At 43.4% G+C, this 16,383-nt stretch carries 23 protein-coding genes; 2 read left to right on the forward strand and 21 right to left on the reverse strand.

Features of this window, described 5'->3' with window-relative positions; all coding sequences use genetic code 11:
* The first annotated feature begins 3 nt into the window (after window positions 1-3).
* Window positions 4-1,074, forward strand: coding sequence for an Ldh family oxidoreductase (locus tag R8G66_14355; GenBank protein MDW3193553.1), 1,071 nt, complete (start codon window positions 4-6; stop codon window positions 1,072-1,074).
* 129 nt (window positions 1,075-1,203) lie between these two features.
* A complete protein-coding gene (locus R8G66_14360; GenBank protein ID MDW3193554.1) occupies window positions 1,204-1,755 on the forward strand; it encodes an EF-hand domain-containing protein in 552 nt (183 codons plus the stop codon).
* Here R8G66_14360 and R8G66_14365 read toward each other — a convergent pair.
* The 21 genes from R8G66_14365 to rplR form a co-directional block, all read right to left on the reverse strand.
* The gene (locus tag R8G66_14365) at window positions 1,748-2,278 is read right to left on the reverse strand and encodes a hypothetical protein (protein MDW3193555.1); all 531 of its coding nucleotides are present in this window, start codon (window positions 2,276-2,278) and stop codon (window positions 1,748-1,750) included. The two genes, R8G66_14360 and R8G66_14365, sit on opposite strands and share 8 nt — an antisense overlap.
* 66 nt (window positions 2,279-2,344) lie before the next feature.
* Window positions 2,345-2,644, reverse strand: coding sequence for a septum formation initiator family protein (locus R8G66_14370; GenBank protein ID MDW3193556.1), 300 nt, complete (start codon window positions 2,642-2,644; stop codon window positions 2,345-2,347).
* Between the two features lie 66 nt (window positions 2,645-2,710).
* Window positions 2,711-3,988 carry a phosphopyruvate hydratase gene (gene eno / locus R8G66_14375; protein MDW3193557.1) on the reverse strand — a complete coding sequence of 426 codons (1,278 nt, stop codon included), beginning with the start codon at window positions 3,986-3,988 and terminating at the stop codon, window positions 2,711-2,713.
* Entirely contained in the window at window positions 3,985-5,106 is a 1,122-nt protein-coding gene (carA, locus tag R8G66_14380) for a glutamine-hydrolyzing carbamoyl-phosphate synthase small subunit (protein ID MDW3193558.1), read from the reverse strand. Before carA ends, eno begins: the two co-directional genes overlap by 4 nt.
* Window positions 5,107-5,171: 65 nt before the next feature.
* Window positions 5,172-5,996 (reverse strand): hypothetical protein, encoded by an 825-nt coding sequence (locus tag R8G66_14385; GenBank protein ID MDW3193559.1) that lies wholly within the window; start codon window positions 5,994-5,996, stop codon window positions 5,172-5,174.
* On the reverse strand, window positions 5,993-6,649 hold the full coding sequence (locus R8G66_14390; GenBank protein ID MDW3193560.1) for a hypothetical protein: 657 nt from the start codon (window positions 6,647-6,649) through the stop codon (window positions 5,993-5,995). The genes R8G66_14385 and R8G66_14390 overlap by 4 nt, the downstream gene beginning before the upstream one ends.
* A complete protein-coding gene (locus tag R8G66_14395) occupies window positions 6,615-7,703 on the reverse strand; it encodes a glycosyltransferase family 4 protein (protein ID MDW3193561.1) in 1,089 nt (362 codons plus the stop codon). The genes R8G66_14390 and R8G66_14395 overlap by 35 nt, the downstream gene beginning before the upstream one ends.
* 6 nt (window positions 7,704-7,709) lie before the next feature.
* Complete coding sequence (locus R8G66_14400) at window positions 7,710-8,720, reverse strand: hypothetical protein (GenBank protein MDW3193562.1); 1,011 nt, start codon at window positions 8,718-8,720, stop codon at window positions 7,710-7,712.
* A gap of 174 nt (window positions 8,721-8,894) precedes the next feature.
* Entirely contained in the window at window positions 8,895-9,932 is a 1,038-nt protein-coding gene (locus tag R8G66_14405) for a glycosyltransferase (protein MDW3193563.1), read from the reverse strand.
* A 195-nt stretch (window positions 9,933-10,127) separates the two neighbouring features.
* A complete protein-coding gene (rplQ, locus tag R8G66_14410) occupies window positions 10,128-10,736 on the reverse strand; it encodes a 50S ribosomal protein L17 (GenBank protein MDW3193564.1) in 609 nt (202 codons plus the stop codon).
* The gene (locus R8G66_14415) at window positions 10,736-11,725 is read right to left on the reverse strand and encodes a DNA-directed RNA polymerase subunit alpha (GenBank protein MDW3193565.1); all 990 of its coding nucleotides are present in this window, start codon (window positions 11,723-11,725) and stop codon (window positions 10,736-10,738) included. Before R8G66_14415 ends, rplQ begins: the two co-directional genes overlap by 1 nt.
* A gap of 31 nt (window positions 11,726-11,756) precedes the next feature.
* A complete protein-coding gene (gene rpsD / locus R8G66_14420) occupies window positions 11,757-12,362 on the reverse strand; it encodes a 30S ribosomal protein S4 (GenBank protein MDW3193566.1) in 606 nt (201 codons plus the stop codon).
* A gap of 20 nt (window positions 12,363-12,382) precedes the next feature.
* Window positions 12,383-12,775, reverse strand: a complete 393-nt coding sequence (gene rpsK / locus R8G66_14425) for a 30S ribosomal protein S11 (GenBank protein MDW3193567.1) — start codon at window positions 12,773-12,775, stop codon at window positions 12,383-12,385.
* Window positions 12,776-12,784: 9 nt separating this feature from the next.
* Window positions 12,785-13,162, reverse strand: a complete 378-nt coding sequence (rpsM, locus tag R8G66_14430) for a 30S ribosomal protein S13 (GenBank protein MDW3193568.1) — start codon at window positions 13,160-13,162, stop codon at window positions 12,785-12,787.
* Between the two features lie 3 nt (window positions 13,163-13,165).
* Window positions 13,166-13,282: a type B 50S ribosomal protein L36 gene (gene ykgO, locus R8G66_14435; GenBank protein ID MDW3193569.1), complete on the reverse strand. Its 117-nt coding sequence runs from the start codon at window positions 13,280-13,282 to the stop codon at window positions 13,166-13,168.
* Window positions 13,283-13,330: 48 nt separating this feature from the next.
* Complete coding sequence (gene infA, locus R8G66_14440) at window positions 13,331-13,549, reverse strand: translation initiation factor IF-1 (protein MDW3193570.1); 219 nt, start codon at window positions 13,547-13,549, stop codon at window positions 13,331-13,333.
* Entirely contained in the window at window positions 13,549-14,865 is a 1,317-nt protein-coding gene (gene secY, locus R8G66_14445) for a preprotein translocase subunit SecY (protein ID MDW3193571.1), read from the reverse strand. The genes infA and secY overlap by 1 nt, the downstream gene beginning before the upstream one ends.
* Window positions 14,866-15,315 (reverse strand): 50S ribosomal protein L15, encoded by a 450-nt coding sequence (gene rplO, locus R8G66_14450; protein ID MDW3193572.1) that lies wholly within the window; start codon window positions 15,313-15,315, stop codon window positions 14,866-14,868.
* A 2-nt stretch (window positions 15,316-15,317) separates the two neighbouring features.
* The gene (gene rpmD / locus R8G66_14455) at window positions 15,318-15,497 is read right to left on the reverse strand and encodes a 50S ribosomal protein L30 (protein ID MDW3193573.1); all 180 of its coding nucleotides are present in this window, start codon (window positions 15,495-15,497) and stop codon (window positions 15,318-15,320) included.
* 5 nt (window positions 15,498-15,502) lie between these two features.
* Window positions 15,503-16,021, reverse strand: a complete 519-nt coding sequence (rpsE, locus tag R8G66_14460; protein ID MDW3193574.1) for a 30S ribosomal protein S5 — start codon at window positions 16,019-16,021, stop codon at window positions 15,503-15,505.
* Between the two features lie 7 nt (window positions 16,022-16,028).
* Window positions 16,029-16,376: a 50S ribosomal protein L18 gene (gene rplR / locus R8G66_14465; GenBank protein ID MDW3193575.1), complete on the reverse strand. Its 348-nt coding sequence runs from the start codon at window positions 16,374-16,376 to the stop codon at window positions 16,029-16,031.
* Window positions 16,377-16,383: the final 7 nt, after the last annotated feature.

Genomic DNA, 16,383 nt, shown 5'->3' on the forward strand with positions numbered 1-16,383 from the left:
ATAATGACGGTTAGCTACGACACTTTATACGAATTTGCTCGTTCCGTTTTCATCAAAATCGGATGTCCCGAAACAGACGCTGCCCTCGCGGCCAAAGTACTGGTCAATGCAGATCTTAGAGGTATTGATTCACATGGCATTGCCAGATTGATCGGATACATTCGACTGTATGACAAACAAAGGATCAATGCTACTCCAGCTATTAAGGTAGAACACGAAACCCCAAGTACAGCGGTCATTAATGGTGACGAAGGGCTTGGGTTAGTTGTTGGGCCCCAAGCCATGGAATTAGCCATTGCTAAAGCAAAGAATGTTGGGAGTGGCTGGGTATCCGTTAAAAACTCCAATCACTTTGGCATCGCAGGTTATCACGCCATGATGGCGTTGGAAGATGATTGTATTGGTTTCGCCATGACTAATGCAAGTCCTCTGGTTTCGCCCACGTTCGCCAATGATCGATTGCTGGGTACCAATCCGATTGCTGCGGCCATCCCTGCCGGCGAAGAGCTGCCATTTGTTTTGGACATGGCAACCACAACCGCCGCTAATGGAAAATTGGAAGTCCTCCAACGTAAAGGTGATGAGGCTCCTGCCGGGTGGATCCAAAATAAAGAAGGCTTTTCCAGTACCGACCCTGGAGATGTAAAAGCCGGAGGTTCGCTTTTACCTCTAGGTGGAGATAAAGAACATGGCTCCCATAAAGGGTATGGCCTCGGCGGCATGGTGGATATTCTATCCGCTGTACTTTCCGGTGCCAATTACGGCCCCTGGGTTCCTCCTTTCGTAGCGTTCCTCGACCCACCTAATGATCCTGTTGGGCAGGGCATTGGTCATTTCTTTGGCGCGCTACGTGTAGATGGATTCCGGCCAGTTCAGGAATTTAAAGATCATATGGACAACTGGTTAAAAAGGTTTCGGTCCGCTAAGACTGTACCAGGTCAGGAAAAGGTATTGGTACCGGGTGATCCCGAAAGAGCCATGGAGGCGCACCGACGTAAACATGGCATAGAGTTGCTACCAGCCGTTGTAAAAGACCTGAATTCGCTTGAAGAACGATTCGGCATTACACTGTAAAAAGGCCTGATTCCAAACTTACAATCGATTGTCGTTTAAACTTTATTTCTTATCTTTCTGATCAATAATTTGGATGGTTGCTTTTAGCGCCTACAACCCAGTTATACCTACCTAACCACCATCAGAAAGATGACAGATGGCTTATTAGAACAAAAATGGCACTACTTTTTTAGTGTGCTGGATACAGATCGTAATGGAGTTTTGCAACCATCGGATTTTCTACTGGTGGCGGACCGTATCAGCAATCTGGTCCTATTTAATCGTGCCGATCAGAAAACCAATCTCTCTTCCAGGTCTTACCGCTTATTCATTCAAATCACCACAGATATTGGCAAGGAAGAAACCACGCTGACCCGAGAAGAATGGATTGACTTCTTTATGAATATCGTTCTTTCCCGCCCTTCCAGATACATCTCCACAACTGCACGATATATCTTCTCATTGTTTGATCAGGATGGCGATGGTTATATCTCTCGGGAAGAGTACCTGAACATGATCCGAGCCTATGGCCTGAACCTGGATGAGATCGAGGATAATTTCGCCTTGTTGGACCTAAATGATGATGGCTACATTTCTAAATTTGAAATGATCCAGGCATTTGAAGCATTCTTCTTAAGCAATAATCGTTCTGATCCGGGTAATTGGATCTATGGTGACTGGAAAGAAATTTATATCAATTAAAGAAGCCTAAATCAATTCCTCCTCTGATCACAATCGGGCTATTATAAGGAGAATTAGTGCCGTCATTGTACAAAAGGTTATACAAGAATATCACATTGAAAGAAGCATTTCTTCCGATGGGTTGAGACATCCCTCCTCCTACAAAAAAGCTATTGAAGCCTTCCCTGGCTGCCTCATTACTCAATGAAGGATTGGTCACCTTGAAGTTAAGGTATTCGTATTCCGTGTAGGCAAAGAACTTTTCGTTGATTTGAAAACGGGTGAACGGGCCAACACCAACGCTATTGATGCGAAAATCCGTTTGAGAAAACCTTGTGTGTTGATAGGTGAATCGCAAACCAGCTGAAAGCCGATCCGTCAATTTATAGCCAGCATAAGGCGAGACACTGTAACTGGTCACATTGGAATTAAGGTTCAAACCAACACCACCACCGACATAAAGTTTATCCGTGATGTTCCATTGTTGGCTGAAAGAAGAAAATGCCAATAAGAAGAATGCTCCGAGGAATAGGATTCGTTTCATCTGAAATTAGGAATTACTTTAAAATGTGGAATGGCCTACAATAATCGTGCAAGTCACTTTATTTCCTCACTCTTCAACGACGATAAAGACGTCCTCGTTCGGTTTTTGCATGAAATATTTCTCTCTGGCAATCTTTTCAAGCAGTTCGTTGTTGTTCAACAAGGCATCCCGATCTTCCTTTACTTCTACGATCTTCTCTTCATAAAAGGACTTAGCTTCTTCTAATTCAGCTTGTTGGGAGCTGAGCTTGACCTGAGAGATGAAATCATTGGAATCAAAAAATACCATCCACACCACAAAAACCAGGGCGGTTAGCACGTAAAAATTTTTCAAATAAGATGGTATGCGATCTAAAATATTTCTCATGCTGCCATAAAGGTAAAAAAAAGAGCCGACTTACGCCGGCTCTCATTTTTTGACGTTTCAATAAGTCTATTTAGAAGGGTAGTGTGCGATCTCGCCCAATTCCTCCTCAATTCTGAGCAATTGATTGTATTTCGCCATACGATCCGATCTTGAAAGTGATCCGGTCTTGATCTGCCCCGCATTCGTAGCAACGGCAATATCAGCAATCGTATTGTCCTCTGTTTCACCAGAACGGTGAGAAACCACAGCAGTCCAGCCGGCTTTATGGGCCATTTCGATCGCAGCAAGGGTCTCACTCAAGGTACCGATCTGATTTACTTTGATCAGGATTGAGTTACCACATTTTTCCTCGATTCCTCTTTTCAGGAACTTCACGTTGGTAACCAACAGGTCATCTCCTACTAACTGACACTTGTCGCCGATTTTCTCAGTAAGCAATGCCCACCCTTTCCAGTCGTTCTCATCACAACCGTCCTCGATGCTGTCGATTGGGTATTTTTCAGTAAGTGAAGCCAGGTAATCTACTTGCTCTTCGATAGACCTTACACTTCCGCTATCTCCTTCGAACTTCTTGTAGTTGTATTGGCCATCTTCGAAAAACTCAGAAGATGCACAGTCCATTGCAATGGTAATGTCCGAACCAGCTTTGTATCCGGCATTGTCAATGGCTTTCAATACACTATCCAGGGCCTCTTCGGTACCACCAGTGAAGTTAGGAGCAAACCCACCTTCGTCACCAACAGCAGTACTCAAGCCTTTGTCTTTCAAAATCTTTTTCAGGTGATGGAAAATCTCAGCTCCCATCCGCAATGCCTCAGAAAACGTAGGTGCTCCGACAGGGCGGATCATGAATTCCTGAAATGCAATCGGTGCGTCAGAATGCGATCCGCCATTGATGATGTTCATCATAGGAACAGGCAAGGTGTGCGCATTTACACCCCCCAGGTATCTGAACAAAGACTGACCAGACTCCTCTGCCGCCGCTTTAGCTACTGCCAAAGAAACGCCAAGGATTGCATTGGCACCCAGCTTACTTTTGTTTTCAGTACCATCCAGTTCGATCATCAGGTCATCGATCAGTTTCTGATCCAATGCAGAGTATCCGACGATCTCAGGTGCGATGATCTCATTCACATTCTCAACTGCTTTGAGTACGCCTTTGCCCAGGTATTTGGACTTATCACCGTCTCTTAGCTCTACAGCCTCATTTTCCCCGGTAGAAGCCCCTGATGGTACCGCTGCACGACCAAGAATGCCATTTTCAGTAACCACATCTACTTCTACAGTAGGATTTCCCCGCGAATCCAGAATCTGTCTGGCATGCACGCTTTCTATGATACTCATGATTTGTTTTCTGTTATTAAGTTTATAAAATCATCAAATAAGTAGGTAGAATCATGTGGGCCTGGCGAAGACTCGGGGTGATATTGTACAGAAAACGCCGGCTTGTCTAAGACCCGAAGGCCTTCCACAGTATTATCATTGAGGTCAATGTGGGTCAATTCGGCCCGACCAGATGCTTCCAGTTCTTCCATGTTCACAGCAAAACCGTGATTTTGGGAAGTGATCTCACCCAGGCCTCTTTTCAAATTCTTTACAGGGTGATTTAATCCCCGGTGACCATGGTGCATTTTATAAGTACCGATTCCTACCGCGCGTGCCAGGATCTGATTTCCTAAGCAAATACCAAAAGTAGGCTGATCATCATCAAGAATGGCTTTTACCGTATCCACGGCATAATCCATTACACCTGGATCTCCTGGTCCGTTTGATAAGAAATATCCATCAGGTTTCCAGGCCTTCAAGTCCTCATAGGAAGTTTTGGCAGGGAATACGCGTACTTTACAATTTCTTTTGACGAAGTTTTTCAAGATGGATCGTTTCACACCTAAGTCCAACACCGCAATTTTCAACCCATCTGCGTCTTCATTGAGATCGTAAGGTTCTGCAGTGGTTACTTTGGAAGACAACTCCAATTGCTCCATGTTGGGTACCTCCGCAAGTTTGGACTTCAACGCTTCAACTTCATCCAGCTCCGAGGAAATGATCGCGTTCATCGCACCGGACTTGCGTACATGACGGACCAGTTTTCTGGTATCAATACCCGCAATTCCTACCGTATCATGTCTTTTCAGATAGTCATCTAATGACTCCTCAGAGGTCAAACGACTGTGTCTTTGAGTAAACTCATTGACCACCAACCCTTTGATCATAGGATGTGCTGATTCGTCCTCTTCAGGATGAACACCGTAATTTCCTATATGTGCTGTGGTGTTGATGATGATCTGACCATAATAAGAAGGATCTGTGTAGATCTCCTGATATCCGGTCATTCCCGTGTTGAAACAAATCTCGCCACCTGAAGTGCCGATCTTACCAATGGCATAGCCTTCGAAAAAAGAACCATCTTCAAGCAATAGCACTGCTTTGATTCTTTCAGGGTTTAGGTCGTGCTTTGTCATGGGGAGCAAAATTATAAAATAAATTGCCGATGCGTAGCTATAATTTACCGCAACGATTGCAGTACTTATCCCTGCCTGCTACGCCAGAATTGATCGTCATATTTTCGTTTGAATGGCAGGCAAATATGTTTCTCCCGATAGTGGGCCAGTTCGTACCAGGTATTGAAGCCAGCCGCTGTAAAAATTCGCTCAGCGAGACCATACCAATCCCTCGGATTTTCACCTAAAAGCAGGTGACTACCTTTAGGGACTGAAGCCTCAAAATCAGATAAAACAATTATTCGGGGACGTTTCTTTTCTATAAATGCCAGATCAAACGCATGGTCAATCAGTAATGCTAATTCTTCTTCCGAACTACTATGAACCACTAACCAGATGGGTTGCTCTGATTGACCTAAAGGGTGCCTGTTTTCTTCCGCGAATGAAGAAGCTGAAAAATCAACTGAAGTAATTGCCCGGCTATGCTTGTCTAGATATTCCTGATATTCCGCCTCCAGCGATTCAAACCGATAGACATTTGTGAATTGAATAGGCGCTTGAATCATTGGGAGATAATTTTCCCAAATCAATCGACGGGCCAGTAAATTCACTTCAGCCCCTTGAAAAATACCTACCTCCAGTTCTCCTAGGATTCCCACAGGGAACGTATCGATGTACCATTTTTCAATGTCATTGCTTCTGGAGATTTCTAAAAGAAAGGATCGCAATGCCACAGCATCCTTTTGAGCCAATTCCGGTACGACAATCAATTCATCCGTATCGAAATAAGTAGCTGCTTTTGGGTTAGCGACGATGACCTTTTTAGGAACATCAAAACCTGCTTGTTGAATAAAGGAGTGAACCCGTGTAAAATGACCCCAACCTCCCCCGAGCGCATAAAAGACAATCACTGTCCGGATTTCAAGACTTCCGCAGCCAAAATCACGCGCTCCTTGAGTGGAATTTCTTCAATCAATAGCATCCCTGAAGCCAGAGAGTTTTTAAAATTCCTCAGGTTATAATTTCCCATTTTGAATTGTGCCGATTTCGGATCAAATATGGCCACATATTGTTCTTCCCCGTCTATTTTCACTTTTAGTTTATCTGAATCCGAAAAGCCTACTCGAAAGGCATTTTGCATTTCTTCATTATCACTGATCTTAAGGTAATCTTCATAATGTTTTACTTTCCAGATCAATTCCTCTTGCGCGTCTCTCAGTTTGAATCCTGCATCCGAATACTTGATCACAAAAGCCACCTGATCGGAGCTATTCCTGTACTTCCGTTTATCCTCCCGAGATTGAATGCCCCATAGTTCCTTACCTTCAATCGCAACACGTACTTCATTCTCATCGAGGGCAATTTTACCGATCAGGGCATTGTCTAAAGAAGTGATGTAATATTCAGCTAGTTGTGCAGAGGCCTCTTCTCGCGGAGTGGTTGTCGCAACTCCTGCGGTTTGTTTCGCCGAACGTTCACCGGAACAACCCATAGTGGAAACAAGGAGGATAACAGCCGCCCAAAATGATTTACTGCAAATGTTTGATGTATTCTTCGGTCTCATGTTCCGAGGTATATTGATTTAGAATCTTTTGTTGAAGTGCCTTCCCCATTTCTTCTCGAAATTCATGGGCAGCAAAATCATATAGTACCCTGCGACAGGCGTCAAGATCACCGGCTTTAAATAGGAGGCCATCTTTATTATGTTCTAACAGGTCTTTCATACCATCTACTGCTGACGCAATCACGGGGATGCCTAGTGCACCTGCTTCCAGCATGACATTGGGCATCCCTTCATAAAATGAGGGAATCATCACCGCATCGCAACAGAGGTAATGTTTCATTAACTCGTACCGATCCAAAAAGGCCATGTGTGTGAAATGAATTTCATTATGGGTCAAGTCTTCTAGCAGATCCGGGTCAATGTCACCAATGAACAGGAAATGGAATTGCTCTTTGAGGTTGGTCTTACTAAATGCTTCCAAGAAGAAGTCTATTCCTTTCTTGGCTTTCAGCTGTCCCATAAAACCTAAGGTCAGTTGCGCTGATAGTTCTTGCTTCCATCTGCGCGCAAAGTCCAGCTCTCCGGGAGCAGGATCCCAATCGGAAATTGCGATCCCATTCGGCACAAAATGCACTTCAACTTCTGGCAACCACTGATTGACCTTCCACGCTTTTTCTCTGGAAACTGAAAATACCTTTCTTGATTCCTTCAACGCATATTCCAGCGTGTCTCTTTTCCGTGGAGTAAAAATAGATGTATCAAAATCATTGCCCCGAAGAAAAGTGATCAGTTCAATTCCTAGCCACTTTTTAAAAATCGGGGCACCAATCATAGAAAGGTAACCTCCAAATGCCACGATGTAATCAAAATCGCCTAATGTTTTGAGATAGGTCCAGGTGACATTCAGCGTATGTGCCTCACTTTCATAGTAATAAACTGGCGTCCGTCCTCCCCCTTGTTGCTGTACCCTTACCATCGGTTGTTTTTGGCTCGTAAAATGAATGACTTCTATGATATATCCAGCCTTCCTCAAGCCATCTACAATTCGGTCACACGATTGCGCCATACCTCCACGTTGCGGCGGATAGTTTTCCGTAAGCCAGAGTAGTCTCACCGCCAATTAGCTATCAAAGACAGTTCCTTCATCGTCCTCGTAGGACATATCCGAAGAATCCTGATAATCCATTGAATCGTAATCATACCGGTTGAAATAAGCGCCATGCCACACATAAGCAGCCACTACCGCATCTCCATCATCGTAGATTTCCTCGCTATCACCTTCTCGTTCCCGAACCGGTTGTTCTCCTTGGGGCGTAAACTTTGCGTAAACGGATTGAATCGCATCAAAGAAATGCTTTACTGATAAAACTTCGTCCCCCAATTGCTTGATCTTTACCTTCTTTTTTGCTTCAAATTGTTCTCCATTTTGTTCGATTACCAGATCTTCGGTAGTATCTCCATTCCAAGTATACTTATCTGCAGGGAAAGACATCCTGATCAGTAAATGATGAGTGGTCTTGGTTTTTGATTTGTATTTGACTTTACCTCGATAGTTGGTCTTTGTCCAATTTTGATCTTTAATTTCATCTTGCATTGCGAAGTTCAACTTGACACCATCTAGCAATTGTGTTCTGGCCAGGATATAAGTCGGCGAATACAATTTCTGTTCCCTGCCTCCCATAACTGTACTCCTCCTGGGTGAAGTGTCCCGAGAATCCCGAAAATCCAACGTGGCCGCAAGTCTGGCATTACCACCCGCTTTATCCATTAAGACCTGCAGGATCGGGAAAAAGAATAATCTCAGGTAGTTATTAAGGTCTTCTTCATCAAGTTTTCGGATCCTCCAAAAGCCAAAACCTGTTATCGCTATCGACAGACCTATCAGGGCAATGATCCAATTCTCTTTTTGAACAACCATGAAAATGATCGAACCAATGATACCTACGATTCCCGTAATGGTGATCCATTTAAAGATGGTGTGATTAAGATCATCAAGCTTATCAAGAAGTGTCAGGTTTTTAAAGAAGCTGACCCATTCTTTGACCTTACGGGTATCACTGATAATTTTTTGTTTATAAAAGGCGAGTTGGTCTGGAGTTAGCGACGCCCGTATTTTCTTGGCTTTCGGCATTTAATGCAGTATTTGTTCGGCTAGGCTCAAGTTAAAATAAAACTTAGAAAGTTGTTGATCGATCTTTTCATCACAACATCTTCTTAAGCTTCATACTGTTCAAAAGATAATCCTGAGCCATCTTGGTAGTTCCTCTGAAAGCGAGACCTTTACTTGTTTAGAGTTGGTCATTGTCTACAGAAAGTCTGCAACAAGTAAGTTATGATAAAACTCAGAAAGTTGTTGATCTATCTTATCCCAGGTGTACTGTTTTTCGAATTGACTTTTGGCACTACTAGCCAATTCGATACCATGCTGCGGGTAATCCACTAGAACCCGGACCGCACGAGCCAATTCGGCCGGACGATCTGGTCGCACAAACCTTGCTTGCTTGTCATTGATGATTTCTCTCACTACAGGTAAATCGGAAGCTATCACTGGCGTTCCACAGGCCATGCTTTCAAATATCTTCAACGGCGAACAACCTTGTTCCAGGTTACGACTGCATTCCGTCAAAGGTGCCAGGGTACACACTGCGTGTTGTAGGATCTGAAACAGCTTAGGTTTCGATAACTGATGTTTCCAAATCACCTGATCTTCCAGTCCCAAACGCCGCACTAGTTTCTGATAGGGGCGAGCAAATTTTTCTTTATGCGCTGAGCAAATCACCAGCTTTAAGTCAGGTTTGTCCCTTAAGTATTGCAAAGCCTTGATGGCCACATCCACTCCCTGCCATGGCTGTAAGGCGCCAAAGTAAACCACATAATTCTCCGGTAAACTCCTGGGTCTCTTAAATGACTTGACAGGCTCCGCCCCATTAGATATCACCGTAACTTTCTCCGATTGAACACCACGCTTTTCAAGGTGGGACTTGATCACTTGCGAAGGGCAAATCAGGTGATCCGATTCATGGATGCACCTATCTTCCAGGTCCTGGATTTTGTAGAGTGTTTCCTTGGCAATATGCCGAAACCGATAAGGCAACTCAATGGATGGTAAGCCATTGACTTCAAAAACCGTTTCAATATGTGGCCTTTCCAGCAAGGGTAACCCTCCCCAGATATCTCTAAAGTGTCCTAATCGTAATTGATATTGCGACTCCAAAATATCATCCACCCATTCCGAAAAAGCCGTGGCGCGTCGAAGGAAATTACTTTCTTCTTTGTCAAAAGTTATATGTTTTCGAGGGGACCTGATCCATTGCCTTCGCTGCCCCTTGAGTGTAAGTAACATTGTTTCACCAAAAGCCTTGCTTAAAACCCGTGAAGCTTTCTCTATATGGATGTACGATCCTTTATAAGAGGGAAAAGGGTCAAAGGTGACATATACGGAATGATAGGAGCGCAACTTGCAGTACTTAGTAACGAAAAGGCATAAAAAAAGGGAACAAGATAGCTTGTTCCCTTCTAATATGATCAAGTGATTAAATCACTCTCCTTCTTTCTTCTCTTCTCCTTCCGCATCCTCTGCAGGGGCTTCCGGAGCTTCTTCTGTAGCCTCAGCAGCAGGTGCCTCTTCAACTACTGCTTCTGCTTCTGCCTCTACTTCTGCTTCTGGTGCATCTTCCACTACCACTGCATCTTCAACAGCTGTAGTTGCTTCTTCCTTCTTCTTACCAGAACCTCTTCTTGATCTTCTGGTCTTCGCTTTAGCAGGTGCTTTTTCTTCAAGCAATAACTCGTTAAAGTCTACCAACTCCATGACACACATTTCCGCGTTATCACCCAATCTGGCGCCTAACTTCAAGATTCTTGTGTAACCACCAGGTCTTGCTGCTACTTTCTCAGCAACGTTAGAGAACAACTCAGTTACGCTCTCTTTGTCCTGCAAGTAAGAGAATACTACTCTTCTTGAATGGGTGGTATCATTCTTTGCCTTTGTGATCAAAGGCTCGATGTACTTTCGTAAAGCTTTTGCTTTAGCAACTGTGGTGTTGATCCGCTTGTGCTTGATCAACGAGGAGGCCATATTAGATAGCATGGCACTTCTGTGAGAAGCCGTTCTCCCCAAGTGATTGAATTTCTTCCCGTGTCTCATTATTCCTCGTCCAGTTTATATTTTGAAAGATCCATACCGAAAGTCAGACCTTTGTCAGCTACTAATTGTTCCAATTCCGCCAGAGACTTCTTACCGAAGTTTCTGAATTTCATCATGTCAGAGATTTCCAATGACACCAAATCACCCAGGCTTCGTACGTCAGCTGCTTTCAGGCAGTTGTAAGCACGAACTGAAAGATCCAAGTCATTCAGAGAGCTCTTAAGCAGCTTTCTCATGTGAAGCAATTCTTCATCAACCTGCTCTGGCTCACCTTTCTCTTGTGTCTCAAGGATCATGTTCTGATCAGAGAACAACATGAAGTGTTGGATCAAAATATTTGCTGCACCTTTCAATGCATTTTCAGGGTGGATAGAGCCATCTGTTTCTATGTCAATGATCAATTGCTCATAGTCAGTCTTTTGCTCAACCCTCGTATTTTCAACGCTGTACTTTACGTTTTTGATTGGCGTAAAGATCGAGTCGATGGCAATAGAGCCGAAGTTCTGCTCTGCGGGCTTATTCTCCTCAGCAGGCACATAACCTCTTCCTTTCTCGATGGTCAATTCCATCTCGAACTGTGCTGAATTATCTAGGTTACAGATAACATGGTCAGGATTCAGGATCTCAAAAGAGGTCGTAACAGCTGCCAGATCACCAGCAGTCAATTGCGTCTTGTTCGCTACAGATACAGTAATGGTATTATCAACAACATCTGTGATCTTCTTGAAACGAACCATTTTCAGGTTCAGAATGATCTCAGTAACATCCTCAACTACTCCTTCGATTGAAGAGAATTCGTGCAATACACCAGGGATTTTCACCCCAGTGATGGCATATCCTTCCAGTGAAGAAAGGAGAATTCTTCTTAACGCATTACCAACTGTTACTCCGTATCCTTTTTCTAGTGGCTTGAAAGTAAACAGACCATGAAAATCGTCTGCCTTTTCCATCACCACTTTCTCCGGCATTTGAAATGCTAGAATAGACATATTCTTAGGAATTAAATATTGTTAATAATTATTACTTAGAGTACAATTCGACGATCAACTGCTCTTTGATGTTCTCAGGAATTTCTTCCCTTGAAGGAGCATTTAGGAACTTGCCTAAATAATCGGTCGGATTCCACTCAAGCCATGAGTATTTCTGTGCACTATGAGCTGCTAAGCTGTTAGACACTACCTCAAGTGACTTTGATTTTTCACGCACACCTACTACATCGTTGGCACGTAGTGTGACAGAAGGGATATTTACAATCTCTCCATTTACTGTAATGTGTTTATGTAGTACAAGCTGACGAGCTGCTCTTCTTGTAGGTGCAATTCCTAAGCGATATACAGTGTTATCGAGTCTTGACTCCAATAACTGAAGTAAAACCTCACCTGTAATACCACTCTTTCTTGACGCCTTGTCGAAGATATTAGAGAATTGTCGCTCTAATACGCCATAAGTGTACTTGGCCTTCTGCTTTTCAGCAAGCTGTATTGCATATTCAGATTGCTTTTTTCTTCTACCACGACCATGCTGTCCTGGAGGATAAGCCTTCTTTTGGAGCGTTTTACTTGGTCCAAAAATTGGCTCATTGAATTTTCTGGCAATCTTGGTTTTCGGCCCGGTGTATCTAGCCATATCTTTCTCTTATATAACCTTTAAACTCTTCTTCTTTTTGGTGGTCGACATCCATTGTGAGGAAGCGGCGTAACGTCTTTGATCATCGTCACATCAATTCCAATGTTCTGGATGGTTCTGATTGCAGACTCACGTCCTGCACCAGGGCCTTTTACGAATACTTCCGCCTTTCTCATTCCCAAATCGTAAGCAGCCTGAGCACAATCCTGTGCCGCTACCTGAGCCGCATAAGGAGTGTTCTTTTTAGAACCTTTGAATCCTTTTTTGCCTGCGGATGCCCAAGAGATCACCTGACCCTGAAGATTGGTCATAGAAATGATGATGTTGTTGAAGGTTGCTTGAATGTGAACCTGTCCAACAGGTTCTACAACCACAACTCTCTTCTTCGCTTTATCTTTTCTTTTCTGAGCCATGCTTAACTATTATTTAGTTGCTTTCTTCTTGTTAGCAACTGTTTTTCTACGTCCCTTTCTTGTTCGGGAATTATTCTTGGTACGCTGACCTCTCAAAGGAAGTCCTTTTCTGTGTCTCAAACCTCGGTAGCATCCGATATCCATCAATCGTTTGATGCTCAGCTGCACTTCAGACTTAAGTACACCTTCCACTTTGTAGTTTTCTGCGATGATAGCACGGATCTTACCTGCTTCTTCTTCAGTCCACTCGTGGATCTTTTTGTTTGGATCAACCCCAGCTTCAGCAAGGATACTTTGGGCACTACTTTTACCTATTCCGAAAATGTAGGTAAGGCCGATTTCACCCCTTTTGTTATCTGGCACATCTACGCCTGCGATTCTAGCCATGTCTTATCCTTGTCTTTGTTTAAACTTTGGGTTTTTCTTATTGATTACATAAAGTTTACCCTTGCGTCGGATAACCTTGCAATCTGCACTTCTCTTCTTGATGGATGCTCTAACTTTCATTTTTCAGTTTCTTTTAGACCTGTTGGCAGTTTTACCTTCCTCAAGGGCTTATTTATATCTGTATACAATCCTTCCTTTCGTTAGATCGTACGGAGACATTTCTAATTTGACTTTATCTCCAGGTAGAATCTTGATGTAGTGCATCCTCATCTTTCCTGAGATATGTGCGATCACTTCGTGACCGTTTTCCAACTCTACGCGGAACATTGCATTGGACAAAGCCTCTACAATTTTTCCATCTTGTTCTATGGATTGCTGCTTTGCCATTATGCTACTGCCGCGTTTTGAGTTCTACCTTTTACTTTTCCGGACTTCATCATTCCTTCATAGTGTCTCATCAACAGATAGCTTTCGATCTGCTGCAACGTATCAAGGATCACTCCTACCATGATCAGCAATGACGTACCTCCATAGAAGGTTGCAAAGTCTCTGCTTACCCCTGCAATAATTGCAAAGGCAGGAAGGATGGCGATGACCGCCAGGAAAACAGACCCGGGTAAGGTTACCCGAGACAGTATTCTATCTATGAATTCGGAAGTCTGCTTACCTGGCTTTACACCAGGAATGAATCCACCGTTTCTCTTCATGTCATCGGCAATCTGACTTGGATTGATGGTGATTGCTGTATAGAAGAAGGTGAAAAGGATGATCAAGGTACCGAACGCTACGTTATACTGCCAAGTCTCAATTTGAGAGAAGGTAGTGGCAATGTAGCTCGCTGTATCACTGCTATCTGCCCAGTATCCTGCTACCATGGAAGGTAAGAACATAAGAGACTGTGCAAAAATGATCGGCATTACCCCTGCAGAATTCACTTTTAATGGAATGTACTGTCTTTGACCTCCGTACACCTTATTACCAACCACTTGTTTGGCATACTGCACGGGAATCCGTCGAATAGCCTGCGTCAATGCTACCGTTACCAGTACTACAAAGAACAAGGCTACTAATTCGATAACAAGAATCAACGCCTGGCTTAATCCTCTTGATAAAGCTTCTGCGACAATACTTGCTGGGAATCTGGAAATGATACCGATCATGATTAGCATCGAGATTCCGTTTCCAATTCCTTTGTCAGTAATTTTCTCTCCCAACCACATACAGAAGATCGTTCCTGAAGTCAGGATGATTACTGCCGAGATTTTGAAGAAGAATGGGTTAGCAACAACGATGGCTTCTGCTGGAATAGTGGTTAAATAACCAAAAGACTGAGCCAAACAGATGAAGATCGTCAATACTCGAGTGATTTGATTGATTTTCTTTCGACCACTGTCGCCCTCTTTCTGTAGTCTCTGGAAATAAGGAACAGCCACTGTCATCAGCTGCAACACAATGGATGCAGAAATATAAGGCATGATCCCTAATCCGAAGATGGAAGCTTTTAGGAAAGCTCCGCCCAGGAAGGTGTTTAACAAACCGAAAATACCTTCAGCTGAGGCATTCAATTTAGACGGATCAACTCCAGGTAGCGTCACGAAGGACCCTAGTCTGAAAATAATAAGAAATCCTAAGGTGTTTAGGATTTTCATTTTCAGCTCCTCAATGGAGAAGATGTTTTTTATGGTCTGAAAAAATCTTTTCATCTACTCTTCGATCGTAATGGTTCCACCAGCTTTCTCGATAGCCGCTTTTGCAGACTCTGAGAATTTGTTGGCAGTAATTGTCAATGCAGCAGTCAACTCTCCCCTACCTAAGATCTTGATTACATCATTTGATCCTGCAAGGCCATTTTCCTTCAATACCGTAGTGTTGATCTCAGTGATGCCTTTGTCTTCGTTCAATTTCTGAAGCGTATCAAGGTTGATTGGCTTCATTACAACTTTATTGTTGTTCTTGAATCCAAACTTAGGAACACGTCTTTGAAGAGGCATTTGTCCACCTTCAAAACCGATCTTTCTAGAGTATCCTGAACGAGACTTAGCTCCTTTATGGCCTCTTGTGGAAGTACCACCTCTACCAGATCCCTGGCCTCTACCAATTCGCTTTCGACTTTTAGTCGAACCTTCTGCGGGCTTTAATGTTTCTAGTCTCATTCTTAAAGTTCTTTTACCTCAACGAGGTGAGCTACTGTGTCAATCATCCCCTGGATTTGAGGATTTAATTCTTTTTCTACGGTCCGGTTGATTTTTCCCAGTCCCAAAGCTTCAATGGTGCGTCTTTGATTAGACGGACGTTTGATCGTGCTACGCACTTGTGTAATTGCTACTTTTGCCATTACTCTTATCCGTTAAAAACTTTATCAAGTGTAACACCTCTTTGCTTCGCTACAGACCAGGGATCTCTCATCCTGTTCAGTGCATCAAAGGTTGCTTTTACCACGTTGTGTGGGTTAGAAGAACCTTTTGATTTTGCCAGTACATCGTGGATACCTGCACTTTCCAGTACAGCGCGCATCGCACCCCCAGCAATTACTCCAGTACCCGCAGAAGCAGGTTTCAATAAGACGAGACCGCCACCGAATTTACCAAGTGCCTCGTGAGGAACCGTACCTTTCAACACAGGAACTCTTACCAGGTTTTTCTTGGCATCATCGATACCTTTTGTGATCGCATCAGTTACTTCATTGGCCTTTCCAAGCCCATATCCCACTACACCGTGGCCGTCACCGACAACAACGATAGCGGAGAAACTAAATCTTCGACCTCCTTTTACAACTTTTGCTACTCGCTTGATTGCTACAACCTTTTCTTTAAGGTCAATCTCACTCGCCTTCACGGCTTTTATGTTGCTTTTCGACATATCCGATTTAGAATTTTAGGCCGCCTTCGCGTGCTCCGTCAGCCAATGCTTTAATTTTTCCGTGATAAGGATATCCATTACGATCGAAGACAACTTTCTCCACGTTAGCGCCTTTTGCTTTTTCAGCAAGGGCTTTCCCAACCTCTTTGGATACTTCGATGTTTACTCCTGTTTTTCCGATTTCTACCGAAGATGAAGAAGTAAGGGTAGTACCCGATACGTCATCAATGATCTGTGCGTAAATCGCCTTATTACTTTTAAAAACTGAGACCCTTGGAATATCAGCAGTTCCAGAAATTTTTGATCTGATGCCTTTTTTGATCCGGGATCTTCTTTCAGTTTTAGAAATTGCCATCTCTTAA

This window comes from Cytophagales bacterium, from assembly GCA_033344775.1.
Lineage (GTDB): Bacteria > Bacteroidota > Bacteroidia > Cytophagales > Cyclobacteriaceae > JAWPMT01.

Excerpts from the sequence above, each read along its gene's own strand:
- R8G66_14355 (MDW3193553.1), top strand. The coding sequence starts at position 4 with ATGACGGTTAGCTACGACACTTTATACGAATTTGCTCGTTCCGTTTTC.
- R8G66_14360 (MDW3193554.1), top strand. The coding sequence starts at position 1,204 with ATGACAGATGGCTTATTAGAACAAAAATGGCACTACTTTTTTAGTGTG.
- R8G66_14365 (MDW3193555.1), bottom strand. The coding sequence starts at position 2,278 with ATGAAACGAATCCTATTCCTCGGAGCATTCTTCTTATTGGCATTTTCT.
- R8G66_14370 (MDW3193556.1), bottom strand. The coding sequence starts at position 2,644 with ATGAGAAATATTTTAGATCGCATACCATCTTATTTGAAAAATTTTTAC.
- eno (MDW3193557.1), bottom strand. The coding sequence starts at position 3,988 with ATGAGTATCATAGAAAGCGTGCATGCCAGACAGATTCTGGATTCGCGG.
- carA (MDW3193558.1), bottom strand. The coding sequence starts at position 5,106 with ATGACAAAGCACGACCTAAACCCTGAAAGAATCAAAGCAGTGCTATTG.
- R8G66_14390 (MDW3193560.1), bottom strand. The coding sequence starts at position 6,649 with ATGAGACCGAAGAATACATCAAACATTTGCAGTAAATCATTTTGGGCG.
- R8G66_14400 (MDW3193562.1), bottom strand. The coding sequence starts at position 8,720 with ATGCCGAAAGCCAAGAAAATACGGGCGTCGCTAACTCCAGACCAACTC.
- R8G66_14405 (MDW3193563.1), bottom strand. The coding sequence starts at position 9,932 with ATGTTACTTACACTCAAGGGGCAGCGAAGGCAATGGATCAGGTCCCCT.
- rplQ (MDW3193564.1), bottom strand. The coding sequence starts at position 10,736 with ATGAGACACGGGAAGAAATTCAATCACTTGGGGAGAACGGCTTCTCAC.
- R8G66_14415 (MDW3193565.1), bottom strand. The coding sequence starts at position 11,725 with ATGTCTATTCTAGCATTTCAAATGCCGGAGAAAGTGGTGATGGAAAAG.
- rpsD (MDW3193566.1), bottom strand. The coding sequence starts at position 12,362 with ATGGCTAGATACACCGGGCCGAAAACCAAGATTGCCAGAAAATTCAAT.
- rpsK (MDW3193567.1), bottom strand. The coding sequence starts at position 12,775 with ATGGCTCAGAAAAGAAAAGATAAAGCGAAGAAGAGAGTTGTGGTTGTA.
- rpsM (MDW3193568.1), bottom strand. The coding sequence starts at position 13,162 with ATGGCTAGAATCGCAGGCGTAGATGTGCCAGATAACAAAAGGGGTGAA.
- ykgO (MDW3193569.1), bottom strand. The coding sequence starts at position 13,282 with ATGAAAGTTAGAGCATCCATCAAGAAGAGAAGTGCAGATTGCAAGGTT.
- infA (MDW3193570.1), bottom strand. The coding sequence starts at position 13,549 with ATGGCAAAGCAGCAATCCATAGAACAAGATGGAAAAATTGTAGAGGCT.
- secY (MDW3193571.1), bottom strand. The coding sequence starts at position 14,865 with ATGAAAAGATTTTTTCAGACCATAAAAAACATCTTCTCCATTGAGGAG.
- rplO (MDW3193572.1), bottom strand. The coding sequence starts at position 15,315 with ATGAGACTAGAAACATTAAAGCCCGCAGAAGGTTCGACTAAAAGTCGA.
- rpmD (MDW3193573.1), bottom strand. The coding sequence starts at position 15,497 with ATGGCAAAAGTAGCAATTACACAAGTGCGTAGCACGATCAAACGTCCG.
- rpsE (MDW3193574.1), bottom strand. The coding sequence starts at position 16,021 with ATGTCGAAAAGCAACATAAAAGCCGTGAAGGCGAGTGAGATTGACCTT.
- rplR (MDW3193575.1), bottom strand. The coding sequence starts at position 16,376 with ATGGCAATTTCTAAAACTGAAAGAAGATCCCGGATCAAAAAAGGCATC.